We start from the raw sequence: 16,931 nt of genomic DNA on the forward strand, positions 1-16,931 counted from the left end.
GCTCCAGGCTGGACCATGAACTCCCAAAGCATCCTCGTCCCGAAAATCTCCACGCTACCGGTGCATGAGCCCCGGGCCCGCGCCATCGTGCGTTGGCTGGTACGCAAGAATATCGTCGAGGAAACCCTGACCACTTGCGGGCGAACCGGCAACCGCATGGGGCATGCCATCGCGCCAGGTGCCCGGGACGTGGTGTTGCACCCTGAGGCGCTGCCGTTCGGTGAGCCGGTCAATGGCCTGGAGATCATCACCAAGCGCTGCATCTATACCCCGACCAAGGGGTTTCTCGAGGAGGCTGGCTGCGCCGAGTGTCGCCAGGAAGTCGGCGAGGCCTTGTTCGAAAGCCTGGAAGACTGGATGCCCGGGCGCACCGACAACTTCACCTGTCCCGAATGCGGCCATGAAGACGACATCAACGGCTTCCTGTTCCTCCAGCCGTGCGGGTTCTCCAACCTGGGCTTCATCTTCAACAACTGGACCGAGGCGGGCTTCAAGCAGAGCTTCATCGATGAGTTCGCCGACTGGCTGGACCAGCCGATGAGCTGGATCAAGGTCCAGTTGTAGTTTCTTGGCGAGGGCGCCTGGTTGGCCGGGTGGGCTCTGGCCAGCAGGGCAGGCGCTCTCCATCCATCACTCCAACGATATTAGATCGAGTTTTACATTGAGCCCGGCAGGCTGTCTGAGTATAATGGCGCGCTTCCATTTTCCCGCCCGGGAGCCCCCGCGATGCTGCGTATCAGCCAAGAAGCCCTCACCTTCGACGACATCCTCTTAGTGCCCGGTTATTCCGAAGTACTGCCGAACGAAGTCAGTCTAAAGACCCGTTTGACCCGTGGCATCGAGCTGAATATTCCACTGGTTTCCGCTGCCATGGACACCGTCACTGAAGCCCGTCTGGCGATCGCCATGGCTCAGGAAGGCGGCATCGGCATCATCCACAAGAACATGACCATCGAGCAGCAAGCTGCCGAAGTGCGCAAGGTCAAGCGTTTCGAGGCCGGTGTGGTCAAGGACCCCATCACCATCGAAGCCGACGCCACCGTGCGCGACCTGCTCGACCTGACCAAGACCCACAACATCTCCGGCGTGCCGGTGCTGCACAACGGCGACCTGGTGGGCATCGTGACTTCCCGCGACGTGCGTTTTGAAAGCCGCCTGGAAGTCAGCGTCCGTGAAGTGATGACGCCTAAAGAGCGCCTGGTCACCGTCAAGGATGGGGCTGTCGCCGACAAGTCCGCCGTTCGCGAGCTGCTGCACAAGCACCGCATCGAGCGCGTGCTGATCGTCGATGACGCCTTCGTCCTCAAGGGCATGATGACCGTCAACGACATCGAGAAGGCCAAGGCCTACCCGCTGGCCAGCAAGGACGACCAGGGTCGCCTGCGCGTCGGCGCCGCCGTCGGTACCGGCAAGGACACCGGCGAGCGTGTTGCTGCCCTGGTGGCTGCTGGTGTTGACGTGGTGGTAGTGGATACCGCCCACGGCCATTCCAAGGGCGTGATCGATCGCGTTCGCTGGGTGAAAGAGAACTACCCGCAAGTGCAGGTGATCGGCGGCAACATCGCCACCGGTGCCGCCGCCAAGGCCCTGGCCGACGCTGGCGCCGATGCGGTCAAGGTCGGTATTGGCCCAGGCTCGATCTGCACCACCCGTATCGTTGCCGGTGTCGGCGTGCCGCAGATCAGCGCCATCGCCAACGTGGCAGCGGCACTGGAAGGCACTGGCGTGCCACTGATCGCCGACGGCGGTATCCGCTTCTCCGGCGACCTGTCCAAGGCCATCGTCGCCGGTGCTTCCTGCGTGATGATGGGTTCGATGTTCGCCGGTACCGAAGAGGCTCCTGGTGAGGTCGAACTGTTCCAGGGCCGTTCCTACAAGGCCTACCGCGGCATGGGCTCGCTGGGTGCCATGGCACAGGCGCAAGGCTCTTCGGACCGCTACTTCCAGGACTCCTCGGCCGGTGCCGAGAAGCTGGTTCCGGAAGGTATCGAAGGCCGCGTTCCCTACAAGGGCGCACTGGCCGCGATCATCCACCAGCTGATGGGCGGCCTGCGGTCCTCCATGGGCTACACCGGCAGCGCGACCATCGACGAGATGCGCACCAAGCCGGAGTTCGTACGCATCACCGGTGCCGGCATGGCTGAATCCCACGTCCATGACGTGCAGATCACCAAGGAAGCACCTAACTATCGCGTAGGTTGATAGTGATCGCCTTCAGGTCCAGGCCTGCAGGCGATCGACGAATCTAGTAACCGGGGCTGTGTTTTTCAGCCCCGTGTCGTTTCTGAAATTAGACGAGACTGACCATGGCCCTCGACATTCATGCTCACCGCATCCTGATCCTCGACTTCGGTTCCCAGTACACCCAACTGATCGCCCGCCGCGTGCGCGAGATCGGCGTGTACTGCGAACTGCACCCGTTCGACATGGACGATGAAGCGATCCGCGAATTCAACCCGCGCGGCATCATCCTGGCCGGTGGCCCGGAGTCGGTCCACGAAGCCAACAGCCCGCGTGCACCGCAGGCAGTATTCGACCTGAAGGTCCCGCTGCTGGGCATCTGCTACGGCATGCAGACCATGGCCGAGCAAATGGGCGGCAAGGTCGAAGGTTCCGAACTGCGCGAATTCGGTTATGCCCGCGTTGACGTGGTTGGCAAGAGCCGCCTGCTGGATGGCATCGAAGACCACGTCGACGACGACGGCGTACTGGGCCTGGACGTGTGGATGAGCCACGGCGACAAGGTCACCCAGATGCCGGGCAACTTCAACATCCTGGCCAGCACCCCGAGCTGCCCGATCGCCGGCATGTTCGACGACGCCCTGGGCTACTACGGCGTGCAGTTCCACCCGGAAGTGACCCACACCAAGCAAGGCGGTCGCATCCTCTCGCGCTTCGTCCAGGACATCTGCGGCTGCGAGGCCCTGTGGACGGCATCGAACATCGTCGAGGACGCCATCGCCCAGGTCCGTGCACAAGTGGGCTCGGCCAACGTCCTGCTGGGCCTGTCCGGCGGTGTCGACTCCTCGGTGGTTGCCGCGCTGCTGCACCGCGCCATCGGCGACCAGCTGACCTGCGTATTCGTCGACAACGGCCTGCTGCGCCTGCACGAAGGCGACCAGGTGATGGCCATGTTCAAGGAGAACATGGGCGTCAAGGTGATCCGCGCCGATGCTGAAAAGCAGTTCCTCGACAACCTCGAAGGCGAAGCGGACCCAGAGAAGAAGCGCAAGATCATCGGCCGCACCTTCATCGACGTGTTCGATGCCGAGGCCAGCAAGCTGGAAAACATCCAGTTCCTCGCCCAGGGCACCATCTACCCCGACGTGATCGAATCGGCTGGCGCCAAGAGCGGCAAGGCCCACGTGATCAAGTCGCACCACAACGTCGGTGGCCTGCCGGAGGAAATGAACCTCAAGCTGGTCGAGCCGCTGCGCGAACTGTTCAAGGACGAAGTGCGCAAGATCGGCCTGGAGCTGGGCCTGCCGTACGACATGGTCTACCGCCACCCGTTCCCGGGCCCGGGCCTGGGCGTGCGTATCCTCGGCGAAGTGAAGAAGGAGTACGCCGACATCCTGCGTCGCGCCGACCACATCTTCATCGAAGAACTGCGCAAGGCCGACTGGTACCACAAGACCAGCCAGGCATTCGTGGTGTTCCAGCCGGTGAAGTCGGTGGGCGTCGTGGGTGACGGTCGTCGCTACGCCTGGGTCGTGGCCCTGCGCGCGGTAGAGACCGTGGACTTCATGACCGCTCGTTGGGCGCACCTGCCGTACGAGCTGCTGGAGACCGTCAGCGGCCGGATCATCAACGAGATCGAAGGCATCTCCCGCGTCACCTACGACGTGTCGAGCAAGCCGCCAGCCACCATCGAGTGGGAATGATCGGCACTTGATCCATTCGCGGTAAACAATGGCGATCGGAACCTTTGGGGGCCGATCGCCATTTTCGTTCAAGGGCACGTGCATGTGGCGCTATCGGCATTTGTGTTGCGAGTTTTTTGCAAACTAGGCTTTGCAGCCGTCCGGCAATATCACGCAAGACATGTTTGGCGCGTTGTCCCGAGCTTTTCTCTACTCTGAGTCTTCCCCCGCTGTTTCTGTCGCGGTTTATCCGTTGAGTGGGTTTGTTCGGAATTCTCTTGGTTGTCATTTGACAACCTTGTGTTCCTGGCGATACTGGAGGCTACGGATGGCACGTGCAATTCATCCCAATAAGGACGTTGAAATGGCCCTGCGCTACGCCGAATGGCAGGGCTGGCGCATTGAGGTCGGCGGCGGCCATGCCTGGGGCCGAATCTACTGCCCGTACAACAACGAGGTGTGTCGTTGTGGCGAGTTCTGCATCACCAGCGTGTGGAGCACCCCTAAGAATCCGACCCTGCATGCCCGGGCTCTTTGCCGGGTGATCGACAACTGCACCTTGAACCAGCTGCGTGGGGGCAAGCCCCCAGCACCTCGACAGGAGTAAGGACCATGGAGTACCTGTTTACCCTCAATTATCTGCTGCCGGCCGAAGATTGCGACCTCCTGCAACTGGTGGAGCGCCTTGGCGCAGCGGACTGCACCGATGTCCTGGTAGGCACCGGGTTGGCCGGGCGGCTGGCCTTGGAGTTCAGTCGCGAGGCCGAGAGTGCCGAAGCGGCACTGCTCAGTGCCCTGGGGGATATCAAGCGGATCATTCCCGAAGCCCGCTTGGTGGAAGCCAGCCCGGATTTCGTCGGCCTCAGCGAGATCGCGGAGATTGTCGGTGTGTCCCGGCAGAACATGCGCAAGTTGATGCTGGGCCATGCCGAGAGTTTTCCCTTGGCGATTCATGAGGGCAGCGCCTCGTTGTGGCATCTGGCGGAGGTCCTGAGCTGGCTGGACAGCAGAGGCGGTTATTCTCTCGAGCATCCGGTGATCGAAGTGGCGCGGGTGGCCCAGCAAGTGAACGTCGCCAAGGAGTCGCTGCGTATCGGGCCATCGAGTGGTGAACTGATCGCTTTACTAGGCTGAATGGCTTCGATAGAGGCCTTGGTCAGTTTTTTGCCAGATGCGGGCGGGGGCTTTGCAGCCGCTGCGTCACGCATCGATCTGGAACAGGCTGCCTGTATCGACATAGCGTGGACTCTTGAGGATCTTGAGTTTTATCAGGTGTACTTCATTTTGCCCGGGAGCGTATTCGCTCGCTTCTTCCGGGCTCAAGACTCGTGGTTTGGACGTTATCTGGAATGTTGTTCCGCAGCCCAGGAGATATTCGCTTTCACTGATTCCAGGGAAAAAGTCGAGGGGAGCGAGCGCAGTGCCCGGTGGGCACTCGATCTCCAGAACCAGCGGAGCAGCAGATGGCGGGATAAACCTGCGCAACACTTGTTTATCGCTCGTAGTCGACATGAAGGCCTGGTACGTGAAATGACCTTCGAGTGCCTGGAGTAATGGCACTGAAAACTCGAAGCCGGATGTCATTCGAAACAAGGTGAGCGTGTTGGTGGGTGTAGCGCAGATGAGTTTCTGCAGGTGCGGCAGGTCATCGATGAACTTATCGATTGGCAGGCCTGCCTTCAGACGGCCATTGAGTTCAAAGGCATAACAGTTGTCGGCGGTTTTGTAGCTTCTGCATACCCGTAGAAGTTCAGCGCAGTCCGGGAGACTGCCCAGGTGTGCCTTGAACGCTTCGTGATGGTTCATGAATATCCTTGATGGATGCCCGCAAATACTTGAGCACAAGATTCATGGGCGCTGATTACCTGCCCTTGCAGGAGCGGTACCGCGAGTTCGACTGCATTGCCAAACGAATACCGAGCCCACGGTGCTGCTACCTATTGCCGCTTGGCTAAGAGCGACAAGTTCGGTTTTCAGTTTGCCATTGAATCCATTGAAGGTTGTGGAGGGCACTCGATCGCCCGCGTCAGGAAACGCTACGGACCAGTCGTCAAATGTGAGGTGGCCATCAGGCTGTCTCAAGTCTCGCGAGAACAGGTCAGTAAAGGCCTGCCGACGAGTTTCCCGGTTGCTTGCATTCGGATGAGGTGTGTCGAACAGCTTGGTGATATCGCCGGCCCCACCCCCTAATACAAGAAACTTGGCTCCTATTCCCTGGGTGGTGATGAACGCCAGGCGCATTGCATCCTGGACAATGTTCTGGCGGATTTGATGCGTATCGGTGGTGGATCGTGGCCATTTGACTTCGATTGCGCCGTACCAGACAACGGCTCCGGACGAGCGCCCCAACAGGGCAATGTCTACCCGTTTCTTGGTTGTTCCCCAATTGGCCGGTAACTGGCTGGTAGCCGGAAGAAACTGCCCCTGTGCGTTGATAATCTGGGCAACGACGGACCGGGCGGTGTCTTCTCCGGAAAGGTCGTTGAGGTTCTGGGCGGTTTGAAGCTGGTGCCACCCGGCCAGGCCTGAGGTGATCTTTGCAGCCAGAGACGGTCGTTTCATCGCTGCTCCTTGCAATGTTTGCTGAGTTGAGTCTACGGCGCCGGCGCCATTGTGCCGTGTTGGCTCGATTGGCCTTTGGCTGGGCTCCTGGCGCTACGCTCCCCGGCTCAGCGCCGCGCAATATCGGAGAAATAGAACTTGTCCAGGGTATGGCGTGATTCGGTGTACTCGAACTGCCGGCCATCCTGGAGAAAGGTCTGGTTGCTGACCACGATCACATGGCTCTGGCCGTCCAGGTCGAGCAACTGCTGGTCGTCCTTGCTGCGCGGGCTGGCCTCGATGGTGCGTTGGGCGTAGCTGATGTTCAGTTGCAGGGTCTGTTCGATATAGGCGTAGATCGAGTGCTCGGCGATTTGCCGGTCCAGCCCGGGAATCAGCTCCGCGACGAAGTGGTTGATGTCGAGGATCACCCGCTTGCCGTCGATTCGCCGTACCCGCTTGATCCGGGTGACCAGGCTGCCTTCTTCTGCCTGCAGGTGCGCCCGCAGCGATCCTTCGAGAGGAAACTGGCTGAACTCCACCACCTCGGTGCTGACGTCGTCCCCCAGCCGTGGATAGGTTTCCTGGAAACTGACGATGCCACCCAGCTGGAACTCGATGGGAGCGGACGAGAGCACGAAGGTGCCCTTGCCATGGACTTTCTGCGCGAAACCGCGTTCCTGCAGCAGTTCGATGGCCTTGCGTACAGTGCCGCGGCTGGCCTGGTAGCTGTCCATCAGTTCGGTTTCCGAGGGCAGGCGGGCGCCGCGTTCCAGGCGTTCGGTGGTGATGCTGGCAAGCAGATCGCTATAGATCCGGTTGTATTTGCTCATGGGATGGCTCTGTGCCGGACGGTGCTCAAGGCAGGCACCTTAAGGGCTGGGCGGGGCATTTGTCCATGCGCCTGACGCAGGCTCTAGCGAGCCTGGAAGGCGGATCTGGTGGGGAGGCCCGAAGAAAAAACAAACTCGTCTGTACGAGTTGTTGATTTAACTCGTACAGACGAGTAGCTTTCCTCTCCGGCGTGCTGCCAATAACAAGAATCTCAGGTGGAAGAACGAGCATGAGCCACGACTATTCAACGATCGCCAGCGAGTTGCTGCACAGCCTCGGTGGCGCCGACAACCTCGAGCAGGCGGCCCATTGCGTGACGCGCCTGCGCCTGGCCCTGAAGGACCCGAGCCGGGTCGACAGCGCCACGCTCAACCAGATCGACCTGGTCAAGGGCTCGTTCTTCACCGGCGGCCTGTTCCAGGTCGTGATCGGCCCCGGCGAGGTGGAAAAGGTCTACGCGGCGTTGCGCGAGCAGACCGGCCTTGCCGTCTCGACCATTGCCGATGTGAAGCACAAGGGCGCGCAGAAGGCCCACGCCATGCAGCGCCTGGTGCGGGTCTTCTCCGACGTGTTCATGCCGATCCTGCCGGCCCTGATCATCGCCGGGCTGCTGATGGGGGTGAACAACCTGCTGGCCGCCAAGGGCATGTTCATCGAAGGCAAGACCTTGCTTGAGGCCCATCCGGACCTGGACGGGTTGTGGAGCCTGATCAACCTGATGGCCAACACCTCCTTCGTGTTCCTGCCGGCCCTGGTGGGCTGGTCGGCGGCCAAGCGCTTTGGCGGCAGCGAGATCCTCGGCATCGTCCTGGGCCTGATGCTGGTCCACCCGGACCTGCTCAACGCCTGGAACTACGGCAAGGCCGTGGCCGGCCTGGATGGCCAGAGCCTGCCGTACTTCGACATCCTTGGCCTGTTCCAGATCGAGAAGGTCGGCTACCAGGGGCAGATCCTGCCGATCCTGCTGGCCGCCTACGTGATGAGCGTGATCGAGAAGTGGCTGCGGGCGAGGGTGCCCAATGCCATTACCCTGCTGGTGGTGCCCATCACCACCATCGTGGTCACCGGGGTGCTGGCCCTGGCGATCATTGGCCCGGTGACCCGTCACCTGGGGATCCTGATCACCGAGGGCGTGGTCACGCTGTTCGAGCTGGCGCCGATGGTGGGCGGGGCGATCTTCGGCCTGCTCTATGCGCCACTGGTGATCACCGGCATGCACCACATGTTCCTGGCGGTCGACCTGCAACTGATCTCTACCCAGGGCGGCACCTTCATCTGGCCGATGATCGTCATGTCCAACCTGGCCCAGGGCAGTGCCGCCCTGGCGGTATTCACCATGAGCCGTAACGCCCGGGACCGCAGCATGGCCTCGACCTCGGCGGTCTCGGCGTATTTCGGCATTACCGAGCCGGCGATGTTCGGGGTCAACCTGCGCTACAAGTTTCCGTTCTACGCCGCGCTGATCGGCTCGGCCCTGGGCAGCGTCGTTCTCTCGCTGAACAAGGTCCAGGCCTCGGCCATCGGTGTCGGCGGGCTGCCGGGATTCATCTCGATCATTCCCCAATACATCCCGATGTTCGTCGTTGGCATGGTCGTGGCCCTGGTGGTGCCCTTCGTCCTCACTTGCGGCCTGAGCCTGAAGATCATCCGTCCCGGTTACCGAGTGGCCTGACCGGGCCAACAGGAGGCGGTGAATGCTTGTGCACTTTCCAAAGGAATTTCCCATGCAAGACTGGCAGCGCTCGGTGATCTACCAGATCTACCCGAAAAGTTTTCACAGCCACTCAGGACAGGCCACCGGCGACCTGCTGGGCGTAGTAGACAAGCTCGACTATCTGCACTGGCTGGGGGTCGACTGCCTGTGGCTGACTCCGTTCCTGCGTTCGCCGCAGCGGGACAACGGCTATGACATCAGTGACTACTACGCCATCGATCCCAGCTACGGCAGCATGGCCGACTGCGAACTGTTGATCGCGGAGGCCGGCAAGCGCGGCATCAAGCTGATGCTCGACATCGTGGTCAACCACACTTCCATCGAGCACAGCTGGTTCCAGCAGGCCCGCAGCAGCCTGGACAACCCTTACCGGGACTTCTACATCTGGCGCGACGAGCCCAACAACTGGGAGTCCAAGTTCGGCGGCTCGGCCTGGGAGTACGAGGCGCAGACCGGCCAGTACTACCTGCACCTGTTCGATCACACCCAGGCCGATCTGAACTGGGACAACCCGCGGGTGCGCGCCGAAGTCTTCAAGATGATGCGCTTCTGGCGGGACAAGGGGGTCGGCGGCTTTCGCCTGGATGTGATCAACCTGATCTCCAAGCCGGCGGATTTTCCCGAAGACCAGAGCGACGGCCGACGTTTCTATACCGATGGCCCGAACGTCCATGAGTACCTGCAGGAGATGCATCGGGAGGTGTTCGCCGGCCACGACCTGGTGAATGTCGGCGAGATGTCCTCCACCCGCCTGGAGCACTGCATCCGCTACTCGAACCCGGAGTCGAAGGAGCTGTCGATGACCTTCAACTTCCATCACCTGAAGGTGGACTACCCCAACCAGCAGAAGTGGTTGCGGGCCGATTTCGACTTCCTCGAGCTCAAGCGCATTCTTTCCGATTGGCAATGCGGCATGCAGGCTGGTGGCGGTTGGAACGCGTTGTTCTGGTGCAATCACGACCAGCCTCGGGTGGTATCGCGGTTCGGCGATGACGGCGAGCATCGGGTGGTGTCGGCGAAGATGCTGGCCACCGCCTTGCACCTGCTGCAGGGCACGCCCTTCGTCTACCAGGGCGAAGAGCTGGGCATGACCAATCCGCATTTCCAGCGCATCGAGCAATACCGCGACGTCGAGACCCTGAACATCTACCGCCTCAAGCGCGAGGCTGGTGAAGACCCGCAACAGATCATGGCGGCGATCCAGCAGAAGTCCCGGGACAACGGACGTACACCCATGCAGTGGAATGCCGGGGCCAACGCCGGCTTCAGCAGCGCCGAGCCCTGGATCGAGGTCGCAGCCAATGCCGACCGGATCAATGTCGAGGCGCAGCAAGAGGACCCGCAATCGGTGTTGCACCACTATCGTCGGTTGATCGCCTTGCGTCGGGAACAGGCGTTGATCCAGCACGGCATCTACCGCCAATTGCTGCCCGACCACCCACAGCTCTGGATCTACGTGCGCGAAGGGCAGGGCGAGCGCCTGCTGGTGGTGAACAACTTCTATGGCGCGTCGTGCGAGGTCCAATTGCCGCCGCAGATTATCGCGCCGGGTATGCAACAGCGGCAGTTGATCAGCAACTACCTGGGCGATGTCGTGCGCAGCCGGCAGTTGCTGTTGCGGCCCTATGAGTCCTTCGTTCTGTACCTGGCCGACGCCTAGTAGCCAGGTGGCTTTTGCCGTTTGCCAGGCATGCGCTGTACCGGAGCCCGCGCAGGGCCTCGCGCCGGCCTGCCGGCGCCTGCGGATATCACAATAAAAATAATGGGGTGGCTTATGAGAACAACGATCAATCGCGGTTTGGCGGCGTCCTGCCTGTGCCTGGCCTTGCCTTATCCGGCCCAGGCCCTGGAGTTTGCCGGCTACCTGCGCAGTGGCCTCGGCACTTCGGTCAACAGTGGCGGGCAATCGTGCTTCCAGCTTCCCGGCGCGCCATCCAAATACCGCCTGGGCAACGAGTGCGAGCAGTACGCCGAGCTGGAGCTGCGCCAGGACCTGTACACCCTCGAGGACGGTTCGGTGCTCAGCATCGATGGCATGGCCTCGCTCAACAACCGCTACGACCGCAACCTGACCTTCCAGGGGGAGAACGGCTCGGCGCGCATGCCGCAGATGTATGCCCAATGGTCGAAGCTGCCCAGCCTCAATGGCGGTTCGCTGTGGGCCGGGCGTCGTTACTACAAGCGTAACGACATCCATATCTCCGACTTCTACTACTGGAACCAGAGCGCCACCGGCGGCGGGGTCGAGGACGTGCGCATCGGCGATCTGAAATACAGCTATGCCTTTTCTCGCAAGGACAACCTCTACCAGAAGCAGGCGGTGACCCGTCATGACTTCAACGTCGCCGGCTTCCAGAGCAATCCCGGCGGCGAGTTGGAGCTGGGCCTGAGCTACCTGGAAAAGCCCGATCGCCGTGGTGCTCACAACGGTTGGGCGATCACCACCCAGCATGTGCAGCAGGGTTTTCTGGGCGGTAAGAACAAGCTCGCCCTGCAATACGGCGAGGGCCCGGGTACCGGCCTGGGCTATACCGGCAACTCCTACCTGGATGACAGCAACAAGAGCTATCGCCTGGTGGAGTTTTTCGACTGGCAACTGACCCCGCGATTCGGCGGTCAGTTTGAAGCGGTCTATCAGAAGGACATTCGCCCCGACGGCCAGGACCAGAGCTGGATCTCCCTTGGCGTGCGCCCGGCCTATGCCATCACCGAGCAGTTCAAGCTGGTGGCCGAGTTCGGCCACGATCAGGTGGAGGCCCCCGGGGGCACACGCAAGCTCAGCAAGTTCACTTTCGCGCCGACCTGGTCGCCCAAGGGGCCAGAGTTCTGGGCCCGTCCCGAGGTGCGCCTGTATTACACCTATGCCAGCTGGAACGAGGCGGCCCAGCGTGCGGCCAACCAACTGGCGGCCGGCTCCGCGCTGTCCGACAGCGGTGCGTTTGGCAGCGCCCGACATGGGGCGAACGTCGGTTTGCAGGTCGAGTACTGGTGGAAATAAGCGATGCTGTCGGGGCTCGCGCTCCATCGGCACTTCAAGGAATCAACAGCAGGTGACGTCATGGCCATAACCCAACCCTTGCAATTGCTCGCGCCCCTGTCCGGGGTGCTGCTGCCCCTGGAGCAGGTGCCGGACCCGGTGTTCTCCAGCCGGGTGATCGGCGACGGCGTGTGCATCGACCCAACCTCCCAGACCCTTTGCGCGCCCCTGTCCGGGGTGGTCAGCAACCTGCAGCACAGTGGCCATGCGGTGAGCATTACCGGCGAGCAGGGCCAGCAGGTATTGATGCACATCGGGCTGGACACGGTGAACCTGGCGGGCAAGGGATTCACCTGCCTGGTCCATGAAGGCCAGCAGGTGGTGGCGGGACAGGCGCTGATCGAGTTCGACGCCGACTACCTGGCCCTGCATGCCCGCAGCCTGCTGACCCTGATGCTGGTGGTCAGCGGCGAGCCGGTGACCACGCTGGTGGACGATCGCCGGCTGGTGGAGCAGGGCCAGCCGCTGCTGCAGCTCGCTCCGGCGGCCCTGGGCGCTGTAGAGGACGCTGAGGCCGAGGGCGAGGCGCTGTTTTCCAAGCCGCTGATCCTGGGCAACCCCCAGGGCCTGCATGCGCGCCCGGCGGCCTTGCTGGCCCAGGCTGCCAAGGGTTTTGCCGCGAACATCTGCCTGCACCGGCGCACCGACTCGGCCAACGCCAAGTCCCTGGTATCGATCATGGCGTTGCAGACGGTCCAGGGCGATGCCTTGCAGGTCAGTGCCGTGGGTGCGGATGCCGAGCAGGCGATCCAGGCCCTGGTGGCGCTGCTGGCCTCCGGCTGTGGGGAGCAGGTCGCTGCGCTGCCCAAAGCCGTATCCCCAGCTGTATCGGATGCTGCCCCCGGGGCCATCCTGCGTGGGGTCTGTGCTTCACCGGGCTCGGCCTTCGGCCAGGTACTGCAGGTGGTGCCGCAGCGTTTGCAGATCATTGAACAGGCAGACAACCCGCAGCAGGAGCGCCAAGTCCTGGCGCGGGCCCTGCGCCAGGCCGCCAGTGCCCTGCAACAGCTGCGGGACGATGCCCCGGGTGAGGCGCAACAGAACATCTTCCGCGCGCACCAGGAGCTGCTGGACGACCCGAGCCTGCTGGAGCAGGCAGAGTCGCTGATTGCCAGCGGCAAGAGTGCCGCCTTTGCCTGGAACAGCGCCATCGAGGTCACCGCCGAGCTGTTCCAAAGCCTGGGCAGCAGCCTCTTGGCCGAGCGTGCGGTGGATCTGGCGGATGTTGGCCAGCGGGTACTGGAGCTGATTCTTGGCGTGCAGGAACAGGCCCTGGACCTGCCGGACCAGGCCATCCTGGTGGCCGAGCAATTGACCCCTTCGCAAACCGCGAGCCTGGATACCACCAGGGTGCTGGGTTTTGTCACCGTGGGCGGCGGCGCCACCAGCCATGTGGCGATCCTGGCCCGAGCCCTGGGGCTGCCGGCGCTCTGTGGCCTGTCGCCCCAGGTACTGTCACTGGCCGACGGTACGCCGGTACTGCTGGACGCCGACCGTGGCGAACTGCACCGGGACCCGGAGCCGCAGTTGCTGCGGCAATTGGCTACCCAGCGCGAACAACAACGCCAGCGCCAGCACCGGGACCTGGCCCAGGCGGCGCTGCCGGCGGTAACCCTCGATGGTCATCACCTTGAGGTCACGGCCAATATTGCCTGCCTGGCGGAGGCCGAGCAGGCCGTCAGCCTGGGGGGCGATGGTGTCGGCCTGTTGCGTTCGGAGTTTCTCTACCAGGACCGTACCCAGGCGCCGAGCCCGCAGGAACAGGCAGCTACTTATCAGGCCATCGCCCAGGCCCTGGGGCCCGAACGCAACCTGGTGGTGCGGACCCTGGATGTGGGCGGCGACAAACCCCTGGCCTATGTACCGATGGACAGCGAGGCCAACCCCTTTCTCGGCCTGCGCGGCATTCGCCTGTGCCTGGCGCGTCCGGAGCTGTTGCAGGAGCAATTCCGGGCGATCCTGGCCAGTGCCGGGCAGGCCCGCTTGCACATCATGTTGCCGATGGTCAGCCAGCTCGCGGAGCTGCGCCAGGCGCGCCAGTTGCTGGAGCAGGAGGTCCAGGCCCTGGGGCTCGCGCAATCGCCCAAGCTGGGAATCATGATCGAGGTACCGTCGGCGGCGTTGCTGGCGGATCGTTTTGCCCCGGAGGTGGATTTCTTCTCCATCGGTACCAACGACCTGACCCAGTACACCCTGGCCATGGACCGCGATCACCCGCGCCTGGCCAGCCAGGCCGACAGCTTCCACCCGGCGGTGCTGCGCCTGATCGCCACCACGGTCCGGGCTGCCCATGCCCACGGCAAGTGGGTCGGTGTGTGCGGTGCGCTGGCTTCTGAAACCCTGGCGGTGCCGCTGTTGCTGGGCCTGGGGGTGGATGAGTTGTCGGTGAGCGTGCCGCTGATCCCGGCCATCAAGGCCCGGGTGCGGGAGCTGGACCTGGTCCAGTGCCAGGCGTTGGCCGCGCGTATCGTCGATCTGGAGGATGCTGCCCAGGTGCGTGAATGCCTGCACCGCCAGCCGCTTGCTGCTCACTCACCGGTCCTGGAGAACTGAAGATGTTCGAGAAACTACAGCGGGCGTTCTGGAAAGCCCTGACCCCGGACCTGGTGCCCGACCAGCCGAAAGCGCCCAAGGCTGGCGGTCATGCCCTGGATGAACCGACGCTGGCGGCATTGGGCGGACATGCCAATATCAAGAGCCAGCAATGGCTGGCCCTGACCCGGTTGCGCCTGGAGCTGCATGACCCGCAATTGCTCGACAGCACTGCCCTGCAAAGGGCAGGGGTGCCGGCGGTGATGCCCCTGGCGGGCGGCGTGGTGCACCTGTTGTTGGGGTTGCGCGACTGAGCGCAGCCACGGCCCTGCATCTGCGTCCCGTCGCCGCGCCGGCCTTACTGTTTCTCAACTGCGGGTGTATCGTATTTGCCTTTTTGCGGGCCCGGGTCCGCGGCAGATACGTGAGGTAGTTGAGTCCATGTCCTTTACCCGTCGACAAATACTCGGTGGTCTGGCCGGTCTGGTGGTGGTTGGCGTGGGCGCCGGCGGTGCGTCGCGATACTGGCTGGGCAAGGTTGCGGACGACAATGCCGGGCACGACTACGAGCTGATTGCCGCTCCGTTGGATGTCGAACTGGTAGCGGGTTTCAAGACCCAGGCCTGGGCTTTCGGGCCGTCGGCGCCGGGCACAGAATTGCGGGTTCGCCAGGGCACCTGGTTGCGGGTGCGTTTCATCAACCACCTGCCGGTAGAAACCACCATTCATTGGCACGGCATCCGCCTGCCGCTGGAAATGGACGGCGTGCCCTACGTCTCGCAACTGCCGGTCAAGCCGGGCGAATTCTTCGACTACAAATTCCGCGTGCCGGATGCCGGCAGCTACTGGTACCACCCCCACGTCAGCAGCTCCGAAGAGCTGGGGCGGGGGCTGGTGGGCCCGCTGATCGTCGAGGAGCGCGAGCCGACCGGCTTCAAGCATGAGCGCACCCTGAGCCTGAAGACCTGGCACGTGGACGAGCAGGGCGCCTGGATGCCCTTCAGCGTACCGCGCGAGGCCGCGCGCAATGGCACCGCGGGGCGCCTGATCACCATCAACGGCCAGGCCGAGGCGGTGACCGAGCTGCCGGCCGGGCAGGTGGTGCGGGTGCGCCTGCTGAACCTGGACAACACCTGGACCTATCGCCTGAACCTCAAGGGCAACTGCGAGGCGATGATCTACGCCCTCGACGGCAACCCGATCACCCCGCGCCCGCTGGACGACGATTATTGGCTGGGACCGGGCATGCGCATCTGCCTGGCCATTCGCATTCCCGAGGCGGGCGAGGAGATTTCCCTGCGCGATGGTTTCGTGCGCCTGGGCACTCTGCGCTCGGTAGCCAGCAGCGAAGCCCCGGGCGACTGGCCCAAGGCGCTGCCGGCCAACCCCATCGCCGAACCGGACCTGGAAAAGGCCGAGAAGCTCAACTTCAATTTCGAGTGGGCCGGCAAGGTCTCGGTGAATACCGAGAACGGCAAGCCGCCGAGCCTGTGGCAGATCAACGGCCAGGCCTGGGATATCACCGACAAGACCTGCGCCGATCGCCCGATCGCCACCTTGAAGAAGGGCAAGAGCTACATCTTCGAGCTCAAGAACATGACCCAGTACCAGCACCCGATCCACCTGCACGGCATGAGCTTCAAGGTGATCGCTTCCAATCGCCGCAAGATCGTCGAGCCCTGGTTCACCGACACCTACCTGCTGGGCAAGAACGAACGCGCCCAGGTGGCGCTGGTGGCCGATAGCCCGGGCACCTGGATGTTCCATTGCCATGTGATCGACCACATGGAAACCGGCCTGATGGCCGCGATCGAGGTGGTGTGATGCGCCAGATTCGCCCGGCGTCGATCATCGATCGCAGCCGCGACCAGGAGTTCATGCGCGAGGCCCTGGCCCTGGCTACCCAGGGGGCCGCCCTTGGGGAGGTTCCCGTGGGTGCGGTGCTGGTGCTCGATGGGCAGGTCATCGGTCGCGGCTACAACTGCCCGATCAGCGGTAGCGACCCCAGCGCCCATGCCGAGATGGTGGCCATTCGCGCCGCGGCCCAGGCAGTGAGCAACTACCGCCTGCCGGGCAGTACCCTGTACGTCACCCTGGAGCCCTGCAGCATGTGTGCCGGGCTGATCGTCCATTCGCGCATCGCGCGGGTGGTCTACGGCGCTTTGGAGCCCAAGGCGGGCATCGTGCAGAGCCAGGGACAGTTCTTCACCCAGGGGTTTCTCAACCACCGGGTGCTGTACGAGGGCGGGGTACTGGCCGAGGAGTGCGGCACGGTGCTCAGCGAGTTCTTCAAGGCACGGCGGGCCAGCCGCGACTGAACACCACCCCTGCCGGAGCGAAGCTTGCTCGCGATGACATCAGCCCGGGCATGCTCACCTTGAATCGGGCTTGATGTTCGATATCGCTATCG

15 protein-coding genes are annotated in these 16,931 nt (G+C 62.9%); 12 read left to right on the forward strand and 3 right to left on the reverse strand.

Annotated features, from left to right (window positions below):
• Positions 1-15: 15 nt before the first annotated feature.
• The 5 genes from C4K39_RS23185 to C4K39_RS23205 all read left to right on the forward strand — a co-directional run bounded on the left by C4K39_RS23185 (position 16) and on the right by C4K39_RS23205 (position 4,997).
• Positions 16-564 (forward strand): sugar ABC transporter ATPase, encoded by a 549-nt coding sequence (locus C4K39_RS23185; RefSeq protein WP_068584777.1) that lies wholly within the window; start codon positions 16-18, stop codon positions 562-564.
• 162 nt (positions 565-726) lie between these two features.
• On the forward strand, positions 727-2,202 hold the full coding sequence (gene guaB / locus C4K39_RS23190) for an IMP dehydrogenase (protein ID WP_022640682.1): 1,476 nt from the start codon (positions 727-729) through the stop codon (positions 2,200-2,202).
• A 104-nt stretch (positions 2,203-2,306) separates the two neighbouring features.
• On the forward strand, positions 2,307-3,884 hold the full coding sequence (gene guaA / locus C4K39_RS23195; protein ID WP_124347502.1) for a glutamine-hydrolyzing GMP synthase: 1,578 nt from the start codon (positions 2,307-2,309) through the stop codon (positions 3,882-3,884).
• A gap of 307 nt (positions 3,885-4,191) precedes the next feature.
• Positions 4,192-4,470: a hypothetical protein gene (locus tag C4K39_RS23200; RefSeq protein WP_068584780.1), complete on the forward strand. Its 279-nt coding sequence runs from the start codon at positions 4,192-4,194 to the stop codon at positions 4,468-4,470.
• Between the two features lie 5 nt (positions 4,471-4,475).
• Positions 4,476-4,997 (forward strand): helix-turn-helix transcriptional regulator, encoded by a 522-nt coding sequence (locus C4K39_RS23205; protein ID WP_068584782.1) that lies wholly within the window; start codon positions 4,476-4,478, stop codon positions 4,995-4,997.
• A 66-nt stretch (positions 4,998-5,063) separates the two neighbouring features.
• Here the strand turns inward: C4K39_RS23205 and C4K39_RS23210 are convergent, their stop codons facing one another.
• The 3 genes from C4K39_RS23210 to treR form a co-directional block, all read right to left on the reverse strand.
• On the reverse strand, positions 5,064-5,669 hold the full coding sequence (locus tag C4K39_RS23210) for an ADP-ribosyltransferase family protein (protein WP_124347503.1): 606 nt from the start codon (positions 5,667-5,669) through the stop codon (positions 5,064-5,066).
• A 42-nt stretch (positions 5,670-5,711) separates the two neighbouring features.
• Positions 5,712-6,425, reverse strand: coding sequence for a hypothetical protein (locus C4K39_RS23215; protein ID WP_068584789.1), 714 nt, complete (start codon positions 6,423-6,425; stop codon positions 5,712-5,714).
• Positions 6,426-6,532: 107 nt separating this feature from the next.
• Positions 6,533-7,237 (reverse strand): trehalose operon repressor, encoded by a 705-nt coding sequence (treR, locus tag C4K39_RS23220; RefSeq protein WP_068584791.1) that lies wholly within the window; start codon positions 7,235-7,237, stop codon positions 6,533-6,535.
• Between the two features lie 230 nt (positions 7,238-7,467).
• On the opposite strand from treR, the gene treP reads away from it, so the two are divergent.
• The 7 genes from treP (at position 7,468) to tadA (ending at position 16,839) form a co-directional block, all read left to right on the forward strand.
• Positions 7,468-8,910 carry a PTS system trehalose-specific EIIBC component gene (treP, locus tag C4K39_RS23225; protein WP_068584793.1) on the forward strand — a complete coding sequence of 481 codons (1,443 nt, stop codon included), beginning with the start codon at positions 7,468-7,470 and terminating at the stop codon, positions 8,908-8,910.
• Between the two features lie 52 nt (positions 8,911-8,962).
• The gene (gene treC, locus C4K39_RS23230; RefSeq protein ID WP_124347504.1) at positions 8,963-10,612 is read left to right on the forward strand and encodes an alpha,alpha-phosphotrehalase; all 1,650 of its coding nucleotides are present in this window, start codon (positions 8,963-8,965) and stop codon (positions 10,610-10,612) included.
• A gap of 114 nt (positions 10,613-10,726) precedes the next feature.
• Positions 10,727-11,950, forward strand: coding sequence for a maltoporin (locus tag C4K39_RS23235; protein ID WP_124347505.1), 1,224 nt, complete (start codon positions 10,727-10,729; stop codon positions 11,948-11,950).
• 60 nt (positions 11,951-12,010) lie between these two features.
• Positions 12,011-14,542 carry a phosphoenolpyruvate--protein phosphotransferase gene (gene ptsP, locus C4K39_RS23240; RefSeq protein WP_124347506.1) on the forward strand — a complete coding sequence of 844 codons (2,532 nt, stop codon included), beginning with the start codon at positions 12,011-12,013 and terminating at the stop codon, positions 14,540-14,542.
• A gap of 2 nt (positions 14,543-14,544) precedes the next feature.
• A complete protein-coding gene (locus C4K39_RS23245; RefSeq protein WP_068584808.1) occupies positions 14,545-14,835 on the forward strand; it encodes a PTS sugar transporter subunit IIB in 291 nt (96 codons plus the stop codon).
• A gap of 127 nt (positions 14,836-14,962) precedes the next feature.
• A complete protein-coding gene (locus tag C4K39_RS23250) occupies positions 14,963-16,345 on the forward strand; it encodes a multicopper oxidase family protein (protein ID WP_124347507.1) in 1,383 nt (460 codons plus the stop codon).
• On the forward strand, positions 16,345-16,839 hold the full coding sequence (gene tadA, locus C4K39_RS23255) for a tRNA adenosine(34) deaminase TadA (RefSeq protein ID WP_124347508.1): 495 nt from the start codon (positions 16,345-16,347) through the stop codon (positions 16,837-16,839). The genes C4K39_RS23250 and tadA overlap by 1 nt, the downstream gene beginning before the upstream one ends.
• Positions 16,840-16,931 lie beyond the last annotated feature (92 nt).

Source organism: Pseudomonas sessilinigenes, assembly GCF_003850565.1.
Classification (GTDB): domain Bacteria; phylum Pseudomonadota; class Gammaproteobacteria; order Pseudomonadales; family Pseudomonadaceae; genus Aquipseudomonas; species Aquipseudomonas sessilinigenes.